Origin of the sequence: Staphylococcus sp. EG-SA-18 (assembly GCF_017151825.1) — a bacterium.
Taxonomy (GTDB): Bacteria; Bacillota; Bacilli; order Staphylococcales; family Staphylococcaceae; genus Staphylococcus; species Staphylococcus aureus.
Genome location: NZ_JACYVY010000045.1, coordinates 1 through 14,226, shown reverse-complemented (window position 1 = coordinate 14,226; position 14,226 = coordinate 1). Strand labels below are relative to the sequence as shown.

The window sequence follows — 14,226 nt, the reverse complement described above, 5'->3', positions numbered from 1 at the left end:
AGTATTTCTTATGCATGAGTTTTACTCATGTATTCCTATTTTTAAGTACACATTAGCTGTGGCTAATGTGTAAGAACCACTACATAATAAATCATTAGTGGCTCTTTATCATTTCTGTCCCACTCCCATCTGTCCGATTTTTTGAATTTGAAGATAAAAAAGCATCTAAAACGCATAAGAAGATAACTCTACTTCTTCAAAATTACGTTATAGATGCTTTTTTATTAATTCATATGCATGTCGTGAATTTTCATCATTAAACCGTGTGGGACGTCATCATGTTTAACAATCTCTTGTTTATAAAATGTCTTCCCATCATCTTTAGAAACTAATTTTACAAAGTCTCCTTTTTTCGGTTTGAAATCATTAGATGGTTCTACTTTGATATTATGTTTGACTAATCCATCTTTTTCACTTACAACTTTTTCTGCATTTGTATTACTATTCATATAACCAAAATAAGTCGTTTTTTGACTAGAAAAAATCATTAAACATACAACGGCAATACCAATAACAATCAATGCTATAGATAAACCTAGACCCATTTTTTTACCCATTTATAGACTCCTCCATTTTTCAAAAACACCTATTATCATGAGAACATAATTAATACTAATTTTAGTCACGCATTAGAAACACTTTAGTTTTCGATAGTTTTACGTTCTGTCTTTTTACCCCAGTATTGATAATAAGTACATTCTATATATCCATTAAATAACTTACGTCGCTTCGTTGCTTTACGATCTACTAAATATTCAAATTCTTTATTACTTGTTAAAATGTATGTAGATAAAAATGGATGTTGTTTCATTAGTTTACCAATATAACGGTACATTTCTTCAACTTCTTCACGATCACCAATACGTTCACCATATGGAGGATTTCCAATTAACGCCACCGGTTCTTCTGTATCAATTGTTAATGTATTGACATCTTTTACACTAAATTTAATAATATCAGACAACCCAACTTCTTCAGCGTTACGCTTAGCAATCTCTACCATTTCTGGATCAATATCAGAAGCATATACTTCGATTTCTTTATCATAATCAGCCATCTTATCCGCTTCATCACGGTAATCATCATAAATATTTGCTGGCATGATGTTCCATTGCTCTGATACGAACTCGCGATTAAAACCAGGTGCGATATTTTGAGCAATTAAACAAGCTTCTATAGCTATTGTACCCGAACCGCAAAATGGATCAATTAAAGGTGTATCACCTTTCCAGTTTGCAAGACGGATTAAACTTGCTGCCAACGTTTCTTTAATTGGTGCTTCACCTTGTGCTAATCTATATCCACGTCTGTTCAAACCAGAACCTGATGTGTCTATAGTCAATAATACATTATCTTTTAAAATGGCAACTTCAACAGGGTATTTGGCACCTGATTCATTTAACCAACCTTTTTCGTTATATGCGCGACGTAATCGTTCAACAATAGCTTTCTTAGTTATCGCCTGACAATCTGGCACACTATGTAGTGTTGATTTAACGCTTCTACCTTGAACTGGGAAGTTACCTTCTTTATCAATTATAGATTCCCAAGGGAGCGCTTTGGTTTGTTCGAATAATTCGTCAAACGTTGTTGCGTTAAAACGTCCAACAACAATTTTGATTCGGTCTGCTGTGCGCAACCATAAATTTGCCTTTACAATTGCACTTGCGTCTCCTTCAAAAAATATACGACCATTTTCAACATTTGTTTCATAGCCTAATTCTTGAATTTCCCTAGCAACAACAGCTTCTAATCCCATCGGACAAACTGCAAGTAATTGAAACATATATGATTCTCCTTTTATACAGGTATTTTATTCTTAGCTTGTGTTTTTTATACATTTCCAACAAATTTAATCGCTGATACATTAACGCATCCGCTTACTATTTTAAAACAAGGCAGTGTCATTATATCAAGACAAGGCGTTAATTTTAAGTGTTCTTTTCATGAAAAAAGCTCTCCATCATCTAGGAGAGCTAAACTAGTAGTGATATTTCTATAAGCCATGTTCTGTTCCATCGTACTCATCACGTGCACTAGTCACACTGGTACTCAGGTGATAACCATCTGTCTACACCACTTCATTTCGCGAAGTGTGTCTCGTTTATACGTTGAATTCCGTTAAACAAGTGCTCCTACCAAATTTGGATTGCTCACTCGAGGGGTTTACCGCGTTCCACCTTTTATATTTCTATAAAAGCTACGTCACTGTGGCACTTTCAAATTACTCTATCCATATCGAAAGACTTAGGATATTTCATTGCCGTCAAATTAATGCCTTGATTTATTGTTTCATCAAGCACGAACACTACAATCATCTCAGACTGTGTGAGCATGGACTTTCCTCTATATAATATAGCGATTACCCAAAATATCACTTTTAAAATTATAACATAGTCATTATTAGTAAGACAGTTAAACTTTTGTATTTAGTAATTATTTACCAAATACAGCTTTTTCTAAGTTTGAAATACGTTTTAAAATATCTACATTATTTGAAGATGTATTTGTTGTTGTATTATTCGAAGAAAAACTTTTATTGTCCTGAGGTCTTGATGTTGCTACACGTAGTCTTAATTCTTCTAATTCTTTTTTAAGTTTATGATTCTCTTCTGATAATTTTACAACTTCATTATTCATATCGGCCATTTTTTGATAATCAGCAATAATGTCATCTAAAAATGCATCTACTTCTTCTCTTCTATAGCCACGAGCCATCGTTTTTTCAAAATCTTTTTCATAAATATCTTTTGCTGATAATTTCAATGAAACATCTGACATTTTTTCCACCTCATTAGAAACTTTGATCTTCAGACCACTGTAAGTCATTGATGAATGCTGTTAATTCATCGAACGTCACAATATCACAAGTATAGTTTGTTTTATCCATAAAATCAACTAACATCTGCTTGAAGAACTTAGGACTTGCCTCTTGTTCCTCATCATAAATGAGCAATGTTTGATCCGAATGTTCAAGCATAAATTGATCTGCTTGTTTAAATTGAAAAGGACCCTGATACGACGTATGAAAAATACTATCAACATAATCTGCATGCTTAATTATGTTGGCATACTTACTTTGATTATGTTCATTCCACTTTTCTGTATGTCCTTGGAACGGTGTAATTACAGCAAACTTTAACGAATCATATGTTCGTTGTAATTCAATAACAACTTCTGCAGTCCATAATTCTATACCCATTTGCCCTTGTATTAACACCCATTCTAATCCTTCATCCAACAGTTGTTCAATTTTATGTTTTATAAATTGTTTTAAATAATGTACTTCAGGTGCGTCATCTTTAAAAATGTTTAATTCGAATGATTTGTAACCTGTTACATAAACTGTTTTAACCATCAGTACCCTCTTTTGTTACGCCATCTAATATATTTTGTAAATCATATTGAACACTTTTAAGCTTTTCTATAAATAACTTTCGACTTGTTCGCTTAAAATGACATTCGACAGAAAGTTGTTCAATGTTAGCAATCAGTAGCTCAAATTTCCTTGAATTCATATAAGGTACTTCTATAATAAATTCACGATGTAATTTGATCTCATTGAGCATGCTATCAATATGTTCAGTATATGGCTTTACAGTTTGGTAAAAATCATGATCTTGTTGTTGTGATTTCACATTTTCAAAATTTTGTTGCATGTTGTTAACTTCATAAATTAGTGATTCGACTAAATCATTCATGAGGACGCCTCCTACATTTTTAATTTATCACAATATACTGTATTCGTCATGTTTTAACACTCTATATAATTTGATTTAACTATTTTTTCAAATGTGTTATCTGTTAAATCAAGTAAATCTAAAAACTTCCTATATAAATACAAAATTTTATCGTGTATGTTGTTATACGATGAAAATACTTTTAATCTAATAAAATCATTTAAATCAAATACACCTCTGCTGATTAACAACACATACTTGTACTTGCCTCAAAAATAATAATTACTGATCATGATTTGACTTTTATAACAAAATTCAAAAATATTGTAATGAGTATTCATTTTTATAAGCAAAACTTTTCAATTAATTAAAATTGTGTGTAAAATTCCAACATTAACGGTAAATGTATTATAATATTATTGTGTTAATGCTGAAATCACGTTAAAATAAGCTTTGGTGTATTGTGTCTTTCGCATTTATACTAATTTAAGTTTGGTGTTTCACTATAATGTTGTGTATAATAAACAACGTTTACTACCAAACTTGTGTGGTGAAATTTATGAATTATCCAAATGGTAAACCATATCGTAAAAATAGTGCTATAGACGGAGGGAAAAAGACCGCTGCCTTTAGTAATATTGAGTATGGTGGACGTGGTATGTCACTTGAAAAAGATATCGAACATTCAAATACGTTTTATCTTAAAAGCGACATTGCAGTTATTCACAAAAAGCCTACGCCAGTACAAATAGTTAATGTCAACTATCCTAAGCGGAGTAAAGCTGTGATTAACGAAGCTTATTTTCGTACACCTTCAACAACTGATTACAACGGCGTTTATCAAGGTTATTATATTGATTTTGAAGCAAAGGAAACTAAAAACAAGACGTCCTTTCCTTTAAATAATATTCATGACCATCAAGTCGAACATATGAAAAATGCATATCAACAAAAAGGTATTGTGTTTTTAATGATTCGTTTTAAAACGCTAGATGAAGTTTATCTTTTACCCTATTCAAAATTCGAAGTATTTTGGAAGAGATATAAAGATAATATTAAAAAGTCTATAACAGTTGATGAAATACGAAAAAATGGTTACCATATTCCTTATCAGTATCAACCAAGATTAGACTATCTAAAAGCAGTTGATAAGTTGATATTAGATGAAAGTGAGGACCGCGTATGACGGAAAACAAAGGATCTTCTCAGCCTAAGAAAAATGGTAATAATGGTGGGAAATCCAACTCAAAAAAGAATAGAAATGTGAAGAGAACGATTATTAAGATTATTGGCTTCATGATTATTGCATTTTTCGTTGTTCTTTTACTAGGTATCTTATTGTTTGCTTATTATGCTTGGAAAGCACCTGCTTTTACCGAAGCTAAATTACAAGATCCGATTCCTGCAAAGATATATGACAAGAACGGAGAACTTGTTAAAACATTAGATAATGGCCAAAGACATGAGCATGTAAATTTAAAAGACGTGCCGAAATCAATGAAAGACGCAGTACTTGCAACTGAAGACAATCGTTTCTACGAACATGGCGCACTTGATTATAAACGTTTATTCGGTGCAATTGGTAAGAACTTGACTGGTGGATTTGGTTCTGAAGGTGCCTCAACATTAACACAACAAGTTGTTAAAGATGCATTTTTATCACAACATAAATCTATTGGACGTAAAGCTCAAGAAGCATACTTATCATATCGTTTAGAACAAGAGTATAGTAAAGATGATATCTTCCAAGTATATCTAAATAAAATTTACTATTCTGATGGCGTAACAGGTATTAAAGCTGCTGCTAAGTATTACTTTAATAAAGATTTAAAAGATTTAAACTTAGCGGAAGAAGCTTATTTAGCCGGTTTACCTCAGGTTCCAAACAACTATAATATTTATGATCATCCAAAAGCTGCTGAAGATCGTAAAAACACTGTTTTATACTTAATGCATTATCATAAACGCATTACAGATAAACAGTGGGAAGATGCTAAGAAAATCGATTTAAAAGCGAACTTAGTAAATCGTACTGCTGAAGAACGTCAAAACATTGATACAAATCAAGATTCTGAGTATAATTCATACGTTAACTTTGTAAAATCTGAATTAATGAATAATAAAGCATTCAAAGATGAAAATTTAGGTAATGTATTACAAAGTGGTATTAAAATTTATACAAACATGGATAAAGATGTTCAAAAAACATTACAAAATGATGTTGATAATGGTAGCTTCTACAAGAATAAAGACCAACAAGTTGGTGCAACGATTCTTGATAGTAAAACTGGTGGTTTAGTTGCTATATCTGGTGGACGTGATTTCAAAGACGTCGTTAACAGAAACCAAGCAACAGATCCTCACCCTACTGGTTCATCTTTAAAACCTTTCTTAGCGTATGGACCTGCCATTGAAAATATGAAATGGGCAACAAACCATGCGATTCAAGATGAATCTTCATATCAAGTTGATGGTTCTACATTTAGAAACTATGATACGAAGAGTCACGGTACTGTATCTATTTATGATGCTTTACGACAAAGTTTCAATATACCAGCTTTAAAAGCTTGGCAATCAGTTAAGCAAAATGCTGGTAATGATGCACCTAAGAAATTCGCTGCCAAACTTGGCTTAAACTACGAAGGCGATATTGGTCCATCTGAAGTACTTGGTGGTTCTGCTTCAGAATTCTCACCAACACAATTAGCATCAGCATTTGCTGCAATCGCTAACGGTGGTACTTATAACAACGCGCATTCAATTCAAAAAGTAGTTACTCGTGATGGTGAAACAATCGAATACGATCATACTAGCCATAAAGCGATGAGTGATTACACTGCATACATGTTAGCTGAGATGCTAAAAGGTACATTTAAACCATATGGTTCTGCATATGGCCATGGTGTATCTGGAGTAAATATGGGTGCTAAGACAGGTACTGGTACTTACGGTGCTGAAACTTATTCACAATATAATTTACCTGATAATGCAGCGAAAGACGTGTGGATTAACGGCTTTACACCTCAATACACTATGTCAGTGTGGATGGGCTTCAGTAAAGTTAAACAATATGGTGAAAACTCATTTGTGGGACATAGCCAACAAGAATATCCACAGTTCTTATATGAAAATGTGATGTCAAAAATTTCATCTAGAGATGGCGAAGACTTTAAACGTCCTAGCTCAGTAAGTGGTAGTATCCCATCAATCAATGTTTCTGGTAGTCAAGATAACAACACTACAAATCGTAGTACACACGGTGGTAGTGACACATCAGCAAACAGCAGTGGTACTGCACAATCAAATAACAATACTAGATCTCAACAATCTAGAAACAGCGGTGGATTAACAGGTATATTCAACTAATCCACACAACATAAAATCCTCAGTTATACCATATTTATGGCGTAGCTGAGGATTTTTTAGGTTCTTCATCTTTTATGGTGGGAAGGTAAAACTTCCTGCTTTTTTTATAAGTATTCATACGCTATTGCTATATTAGTAGAAACCTTAAAATCAGTCATTCACATACATTTTGAAACATCTAAATAGTTTTTCATATTCACATCTTTAGCTATTTAAAATTATTGACATTGCAAAAGTGGTTGTTCCCATTTTTAAAATTATGATTATTTTTCTCATAGTCATCTTAGACGCTGTTTTAAATTGAAATGTTTATCAATTCCCTGTGTACGTTAATCAGTGAAATATCAAGATGTTTGCAACATATTTTCACAATCATAGATATAAGAAATCCACCTACGATTCGAAATAGGTATCTTAAAGCATATCTCAAGATATCCATTATGATGTAGATGGACAGTTTTTATATTAAGACGTTGTAATGACACGACACCTAACATAAATACAAATATGTGTGCATGAATTAGTTTTATATATTTTCAACATTAGGAAATGATCAATCTTGTCTATACCTGCTTATTCTTTAACCTTGTTTGATAACTAGCATTCATTTTAATCAATTCAGTTTTAAAGGTCTTCATTTGTCGATAGCCCATAAAATGATATTTACGTTCAATCATATAATCATATCTTTCTTTAAAATTCATTGGCACAACAGGATATTGATTTAATTTATCAAAATCAATATTGCCAGTTATGTCATTAACCTGCTTAAAATAATCAATAATTTTACTATGGTATTCATCCAAGTAGGGCTTTGCTTCACTAGAACCTAATGTCTTATTTTTGGCAAATACATCAATCTCTTGTTCTAAATTATCAAATACCTCTTTTGTAATATTTGTCATGTTATCACGCTTCTTTCAAACTAGCTTTATAACGTTTTTGTCCTTCTCTACAATCTTCTAATAGTGGACAAATATCGCATTTAGGTTTTCGGGCTAAACAGTGGTATCTTCCAAAGAAAATGAGTTGATGATGGCTACTATTCCATCTATCTCTAGGTATGACAGAACATAAACGGTCTTCTACCTGTCTCACATTATCTTTCCAACGATTAATACCTAAGCGTTTAGAAACACGTTCTACATGCGTATCAACAGCTAATGAAGGTTCATCAAATGCTACACTCATGACTACATTAGCAGTTTTACGTCCTACACCTGCTAAACTTTCTAATTCCTTATGTGTTTGTGGTATTTCTCCATTAAATTGATCAATCAAAGATTGACAAAGTTTCTTAATATTCTTAGCTTTGTTACGATACAGACCGATAGAACGAATATCATTCATAAGTTCTTCATCACTGACTGCCAAATAATCTTCAGGCGTTTTGTATTTTTTAAACAGCTCAGTTGTTACTCTATTTACTAGAACGTCTGTACATTGCGCTGACAATAATACAGCAATAGTTAATTCGAACGGATTATCATGTTTTAATTCACATTCTGCATCCGGAAACATATTTGCTATAACATCAATCATTTCTAATGCTTTTTTCTTACTTACCATCAAGGTTCTCCCCGTTTAACCAATCAAATTTAGGTACCGTTTTAACTGTGTGCGTCATTTTCGGTTTATTAAATTTTTCTCTTATTTTTCTAGAATCGTCAATTGTTTTGACATTGTTTTTCTTCCAATTAAGTAAAATACGATCCATATATTTAAAGCTAAGTTTATTCAAACTATTCGCCTCGTCTAATGCCGCTTGTATAATTGCACTATCGTGTTTATCAACATCAATCCATTGATTTAACGTTTCTATTTCATATGGAGATAACGGCCTTGCAAATGTATCCTCTAAAAGTCTAAATAATTGTTTAAATTTTTCTTTACTATTTTGCTCTTTCGTTTCCATACTTTGTTGCTTCAATATATGACTTAATTTTTCGAAAAAAGGATCTAGATTCATATATTCGGTAAATCTACCTTCTTCATCTTTTTGAACTTGTAATTCTAGCAATTCACGTTGTATCAAATTTTGAATAACCATTGTAATATCGCGTGGTTGCATAGTTGAGCCCTTCTGAAGTAATTCAATTGAAGGCTGTTTATTTGATGTTTCGGAAGCATAAATCAATTTAAGCAAAATGACTAAATCTTGCTCATCTAAACCTAAGTCACTGTAATGGTCTAATAATTCTCTTCGTATCACTACAGGTCTTGCTTTTAATTGATATTTATCCATGTTCGTGCCCCCTTTTAAATTTAACCATTACTTAATAGTATAAATCATTTTCTTTAATTTTCGACTAAAATGCTTAATATATTTAACTAGTAGCAAACAAATTTTAAATAACAGTATTTTTTAACACTAGATTTTAACAATGAACTTTATTTATAATCAGATGAACTATTTATTTTCCAAATATAGTTACTAAACAAAAGTTTTTTCATGATTAATATAAGCCGTTATCAATCTTCATTTTCCAAGCATAAATCGCCCAGCTATTAATATAGGCTGGACGATTCTTTTTATTATCATAATATATATTTTAAGTAACGACCCTAAAACTTATGGATATAAACGGTTTAATAATCTTGGGAATGGCGCTGTTTCACGAACGTGTTCAACACCAGAAATCCATGCTACTGTACGTTCTAAACCTAAACCAAATCCACAGTGTGGCACACTACCATAACGACGTAAGTCTAAGTAGTAACTATATGCTTCTTCGTCTAATCCATGTTCTTTAACGCGTTGTTCTAACAATTCTAAGTCATCCACACGTTCAGATCCACCAATAATTTCACCGTATCCTTCAGGTGCAATTAAGTCTGCACATAATACAGTTTCTTCATTTTCAGGATTTGGTTGCATATAGAAAGGCTTAATTTTAGTTGGATAATTAGTAATAAACACCGGTAAATCATAATGATTAGCAATGGCTGTTTCATGTGGCGCACCAAAATCTTCGCCCCATTCAATATCATCAAAGCCTTCTGATTTTAAGAATTCAATTGCATCATCATATGAAATTCTAGGGAATGGTGTCGCAACTTTTTCAAGTTTTGATGTATCACGCTCTAAAATTTTCAACTCTAGTTTACAATTTTCTAAAACTGATTTTACAACATGTGTTACATATTGTTCTTGAATTTCTAAACTTTCAGCATGATTTATGAAAGCCATTTCCCCTTCAATCATCCAGAACTCGATCAAGTGTCTACGTGTTTTTGATTTTTCAGCTCTGAAAGTTGGACCAAATGAAAATACTTTTCCGTGTGCCATTGCTGCAGCTTCTAAGTATAACTGACCACTTTGAGATAAAAACGCATCTTGATCAAAGTATTTAGTATGGAATAATTCACTTGTACCTTCTGGCGCACTTGCTGTCAAAATTGGTGGATCAACCTTTGTAAATCCATCTTTGTTGAAAAATTCATACGTTGCACGAATAACTTCATTTCTAATTTTCATTACAGCATGTTGTTTTTTAGAACGTAACCATAAATGACGGTGATCCATTAAGAATTCTGTACCATGATTTTTAGGTGTAATCGGATAGTCATGCGCTTCTGAAATAACTTCAATTGATTTCACTTGCATTTCGTATCCTAAGTCAGAACGATTATCTTCTGTAATTGTGCCTGTAACGTATAGAGATGATTCTTGAGTAATTTCTTTCGCAAGTTTGAATACCTCTTCATCAACTTCTGATTTAACTACTACGCCTTGCATAAAGCCTGTTCCATCACGTAATTGTAAAAAGGCGATTTTACCACTTGAACGTTTATTTGTTAGCCAAGCACCAATTGTAACGTCTTGGTTTAAATGATCTTTCGCTTGTTTAATCGTTGTTTTCATAACCATTCTCCTATTTATTTTTTCGTTATACAATACTCATTCATTTTAACAAAATCCGCTTTCAAGTTCTAGAACTAGACTAAAAGATAACGTGTAAATGGTAATGATTTAAGCACAGATTTGAACATTAATTTATATTAAGACAATACAATCATCAGTTTCAGACAAAATATATAATAAAGCCTCAATATTATTAGTATGAAGGTTGTTTTTTGTGCTAACATTCAAGTTTAATTATAAAACTCAAATTTTGACGACCAAACAAAAATTCTTGTAACAGAACATAGCACATGTCATGTCACAAGAATTTTACTTTGTATTTCACTTTTTCTTTTTTTGAATTTGTCTTAATAATTTTCCAAACTGTTGAATGTCGCCTTTTTTCTGACGATAATTTTCAAGTGTTTGTTCAAAAAAGTTTTTATAATTACTGTTTATAAGTCGATCATCAAATGAAACTATTATGCCGCGATCATTTTCACTTCTAATTAATCTTCCAAGTCCTTGTCTAAAACGTGTAACTGCATCAGGTAATACATATTCCTTGAAAGTTGAAGTGAATTCAGAATCCATAAGCCAATATTTTGCATTATGCTTGTTCATAAACGGTAACTTCGCTATCATCACACATTTAATACCATTTGCTTGAAAATCAAAACCTTCAAAAAATGTTGACGTACCAAGCAGTATGGCCTTATCAAAATTATTAAACTGTTGTACTATTTTATAATTTTGGTTCTGCTGTTGTGTTAATACAACATAATCTTCAAATTCTGGCAATTCATTTAGCATATCTTGTACCATATGCATCATTTTATAACTCGTAAATAAGACTAAACATTTTGATGACGTTATAGTCGTATATTCAATAATATAGCTTACAATCGATGCTACATACTCATCTATATTTTTATATTGATAAGATGCTACATCACTCGGTATAAATACACTTGTATTTTTTGCACTTTGTAACGACGTGTTAACTTCAAATGTATTAAAGTGAACATCTTTGTTGAATAACTGTTTAAAAGCTTCAAACGAATGATTAAATTTTAAAGTACCAGATATAAAAATGAGTGATTTAAATTTTTCCAATACTTGTTTCGTTAATACATCTTTTACAGCGTAATCTTTCACATATAAACGTATTGTTGATTTTTGAGATAAATTTTTAATCGAAATGAAACTAGTATGTCCAGCTTTTAAACTTTGTTCGATATTTTTAAATTTATCTTTTAAATACAACAACTGTTTCCGTAATGATTTAACTGTTTTATGACTAATGCCATTGAATATTTCTAGCGTTTTATTTAACTTATCGATAATCGCATGTAAATCCTTCAAAATGTCTTTTGTTTCAAAAGTAAATACATTATGGAAGCGATGAATATCATCATCATAAACATCAGAATCATTGATAATCGTAAATATCGTTGAGAACAATTGCTCATTTAACTCATGAATCTCATTCATACTAGCCTTCAAGCCAAAAATATCAATTGGTGCAATATCTAATTTTTCCAAAATTCGCTGCTTTTCCAGTTGATCAATTGCCTTTAACAATTTTTCATTTTCGTTTTTACCAATCAAACCAAGCTGATATTTAATATCAGCATAACTCAACTCATTTGTCACTTGATTTAAGGCATAGTCTGGTAAGCGATGTGCTTCATCCACTATACAATCATCAAACAATTGATATATTGAATTTTCAACATCAGAATGAATTAAATGTGCATGATTTGTAATACCAATTTGAATGTTCTGTGCATTTCGCTTAATAAAATTATAATAATGAACATCGTGACGTGCCGGTACATATGTTTCAATTTTCTGGTCAAAATACATCTTTTGACCACCTTTTAAATTTAATTCCTGTATATCTCCGGACGGCGTCTCTGTAATCCAAATCAGCAATTGCATTTTCAAGATATTCACTTCGTAATTACTTGTGTCATCTTTTAAAATTTGACTAATAAGCCCCAATGAAATGTAATCACTTTTACTTTTAATCAATAGTGCATTAATTTTAAAATTCAACGCTTCATTCATTGCTGGAATATCTTTTTCTAACAATTGACTTTGCAGTAATTTAGTATTGGTAGAAATCATGACATGCTTCCCAGTTTCAATATTATACATCAAGGCCGCAAGTAAATATGCTAATGATTTACCACTGCCTAGTGATGCTTCAATCATTGCTTTTTCACTATGCATGAGCTGATCTAATATAGTTTCCGCTAAATATAATTGTTGCGGTCGATATGTTAAGCCAAGTTGATCTACAGCTTTGCTATATAAAGACTTCAAGCTGCCATTATAATTTGTTGTCGGCTTTTTAAAATCAACTTGCTTACGATAGATAATCTGTTCGAACTTTTCGTACGATTTATCCAATGGCTTTGCATCATATTGCCTAACCATCTCAAAGAAAATATCATACAAATCGTATTTCAACTGTTTACTTAAATAATATAATTGCTTCAAAGTATCTAACGGTAACTTTTCAAATTTTTCAAAAGCTAATATCATCAATTTAGCAGTAGTAGCGGCATCTTCGTCAGCTCGATGGGCATTTGCTAAGGTAATACCATGTGCCTCTGCTAATTCACTTAATTGATAGCTTTTATCTGTAGGAAAAGCTATTTTAAAGATTTCTAGTGTATCTATAACTTTTTTGGGACGATATTGAATATTACAATCTTTAAATGCCTTTTTAATAAAATTCAAATCAAAATCTACATTATGAGCTACAAAAATGCAATCTTTTATCTTATCGTAGATTTCTTGTGCAACTTGATTAAAATATGGCGCTTGTTGTAGCATATTTTCTTCAATGGATGTTAACGCTTGAATGAACGGCGGAATCTCTAAATTTGTTCTAATCATAGAATGATATGTATCAATAATTTGGTTATTGCGCACAAACGTTATACCAATTTGAATGATATCGTCAAAATCTAATTGGTTGCCTGTTGTTTCCAAATCCACAACGGCATAGGTTGCCATACCCATAGCTATCTCTCCTTGCTTTAGTGTTAAAAATCTATATCTGCACTAATTAAACGGTGTGATTCACCCGCTTCATCTCTAACAATTAGATAGCCATCGTAATCTAAATCAATTGCTTGTCCTTTAAACTGTTTATCATTTTCTGTAAATAGCAACGTTCTATTCCAAATATTAGAAGCTGCAATATATTCTTCACGAATTTCAGAAAAAGGTAACGTTAAAAATTGATTATATCTTTTTTCAATTTCTTGAAGTAATCTCTCTAAAAATTGATATCTATCTAATTTATTTTTATCATGTAAT

General features: G+C 31.7%; 13 protein-coding genes, 1 other RNA gene and 1 pseudogene. 2 read left to right on the top strand and 13 right to left on the bottom strand.

Translation table 11 applies throughout. The annotated features are described in order from the left end of the window. Positions 1 to 224: 224 nt before the first annotated feature. From IDG66_RS10690 to IDG66_RS14280, 7 genes are all read right to left on the bottom strand, one after another. Complete coding sequence (locus tag IDG66_RS10690; protein ID WP_000516795.1) at positions 225 to 557, bottom strand: DUF4889 domain-containing protein; 333 nt, start codon at positions 555 to 557, stop codon at positions 225 to 227. An 83-nt stretch (positions 558 to 640) separates the two neighbouring features. Next, positions 641 to 1,786, bottom strand: a complete 1,146-nt coding sequence (locus tag IDG66_RS10685) for a THUMP domain-containing class I SAM-dependent RNA methyltransferase (RefSeq protein WP_000487150.1) — start codon at positions 1,784 to 1,786, stop codon at positions 641 to 643. Between the two features lie 208 nt (positions 1,787 to 1,994). After that, an RNA gene (gene rnpB / locus IDG66_RS10680) (RNase P RNA component class B) lies at positions 1,995 to 2,374 on the bottom strand. A gap of 62 nt (positions 2,375 to 2,436) precedes the next feature. Beyond that, positions 2,437 to 2,781, bottom strand: a complete 345-nt coding sequence (gene gpsB / locus IDG66_RS10675) for a cell division regulator GpsB (protein ID WP_001286320.1) — start codon at positions 2,779 to 2,781, stop codon at positions 2,437 to 2,439. Between the two features lie 13 nt (positions 2,782 to 2,794). Next, the gene (locus IDG66_RS10670; protein ID WP_000241308.1) at positions 2,795 to 3,358 is read right to left on the bottom strand and encodes an SLOG family protein; all 564 of its coding nucleotides are present in this window, start codon (positions 3,356 to 3,358) and stop codon (positions 2,795 to 2,797) included. Then, positions 3,351 to 3,701, bottom strand: coding sequence for a YppE family protein (locus tag IDG66_RS10665; protein WP_000999169.1), 351 nt, complete (start codon positions 3,699 to 3,701; stop codon positions 3,351 to 3,353). The genes IDG66_RS10670 and IDG66_RS10665 overlap by 8 nt, the downstream gene beginning before the upstream one ends. A 53-nt stretch (positions 3,702 to 3,754) precedes the next feature. After that, entirely contained in the window at positions 3,755 to 3,934 is a 180-nt protein-coding gene (locus IDG66_RS14280; protein ID WP_001788819.1) for a hypothetical protein, read from the bottom strand. A 305-nt stretch (positions 3,935 to 4,239) separates the two neighbouring features. On the opposite strand from IDG66_RS14280, the gene recU reads away from it, so the two are divergent. Together recU and IDG66_RS10650 are read left to right on the top strand one after the other, a co-directional pair. Further along, complete coding sequence (gene recU / locus IDG66_RS10655) at positions 4,240 to 4,866, top strand: Holliday junction resolvase RecU (protein ID WP_001108889.1); 627 nt, start codon at positions 4,240 to 4,242, stop codon at positions 4,864 to 4,866. Further along, positions 4,863 to 7,046, top strand: coding sequence for a transglycosylase domain-containing protein (locus IDG66_RS10650; protein WP_000138343.1), 2,184 nt, complete (start codon positions 4,863 to 4,865; stop codon positions 7,044 to 7,046). The genes recU and IDG66_RS10650 overlap by 4 nt, the downstream gene beginning before the upstream one ends. A 563-nt stretch (positions 7,047 to 7,609) precedes the next feature. Here the strand turns inward: IDG66_RS10650 and IDG66_RS10645 are convergent. The 6 genes and pseudogenes from IDG66_RS10645 to IDG66_RS10620 all read right to left on the bottom strand — a co-directional run. Further along, positions 7,610 to 7,951 (bottom strand): YpoC family protein, encoded by a 342-nt coding sequence (locus tag IDG66_RS10645; RefSeq protein ID WP_000182026.1) that lies wholly within the window; start codon positions 7,949 to 7,951, stop codon positions 7,610 to 7,612. Positions 7,952 to 7,955: 4 nt separating this feature from the next. After that, on the bottom strand, positions 7,956 to 8,615 hold the full coding sequence (gene nth / locus IDG66_RS10640) for an endonuclease III (RefSeq protein ID WP_000253767.1): 660 nt from the start codon (positions 8,613 to 8,615) through the stop codon (positions 7,956 to 7,958). Continuing rightward, positions 8,605 to 9,291 carry a DnaD domain-containing protein gene (locus IDG66_RS10635; protein ID WP_000362217.1) on the bottom strand — a complete coding sequence of 229 codons (687 nt, stop codon included), beginning with the start codon at positions 9,289 to 9,291 and terminating at the stop codon, positions 8,605 to 8,607. Before IDG66_RS10635 ends, nth begins: the two co-directional genes overlap by 11 nt. Positions 9,292 to 9,618: 327 nt before the next feature. Beyond that, a complete protein-coding gene (asnS, locus tag IDG66_RS10630) occupies positions 9,619 to 10,911 on the bottom strand; it encodes an asparagine--tRNA ligase (RefSeq protein ID WP_000858784.1) in 1,293 nt (430 codons plus the stop codon). 321 nt (positions 10,912 to 11,232) lie between these two features. Then, positions 11,233 to 13,926, bottom strand: coding sequence for an ATP-dependent DNA helicase DinG (locus IDG66_RS10625; RefSeq protein WP_000525081.1), 2,694 nt, complete (start codon positions 13,924 to 13,926; stop codon positions 11,233 to 11,235). 23 nt (positions 13,927 to 13,949) lie between these two features. Continuing rightward, positions 13,950 to 14,226: pseudogene (locus IDG66_RS10620) on the bottom strand (biotin--[acetyl-CoA-carboxylase] ligase); the annotation flags it as partial.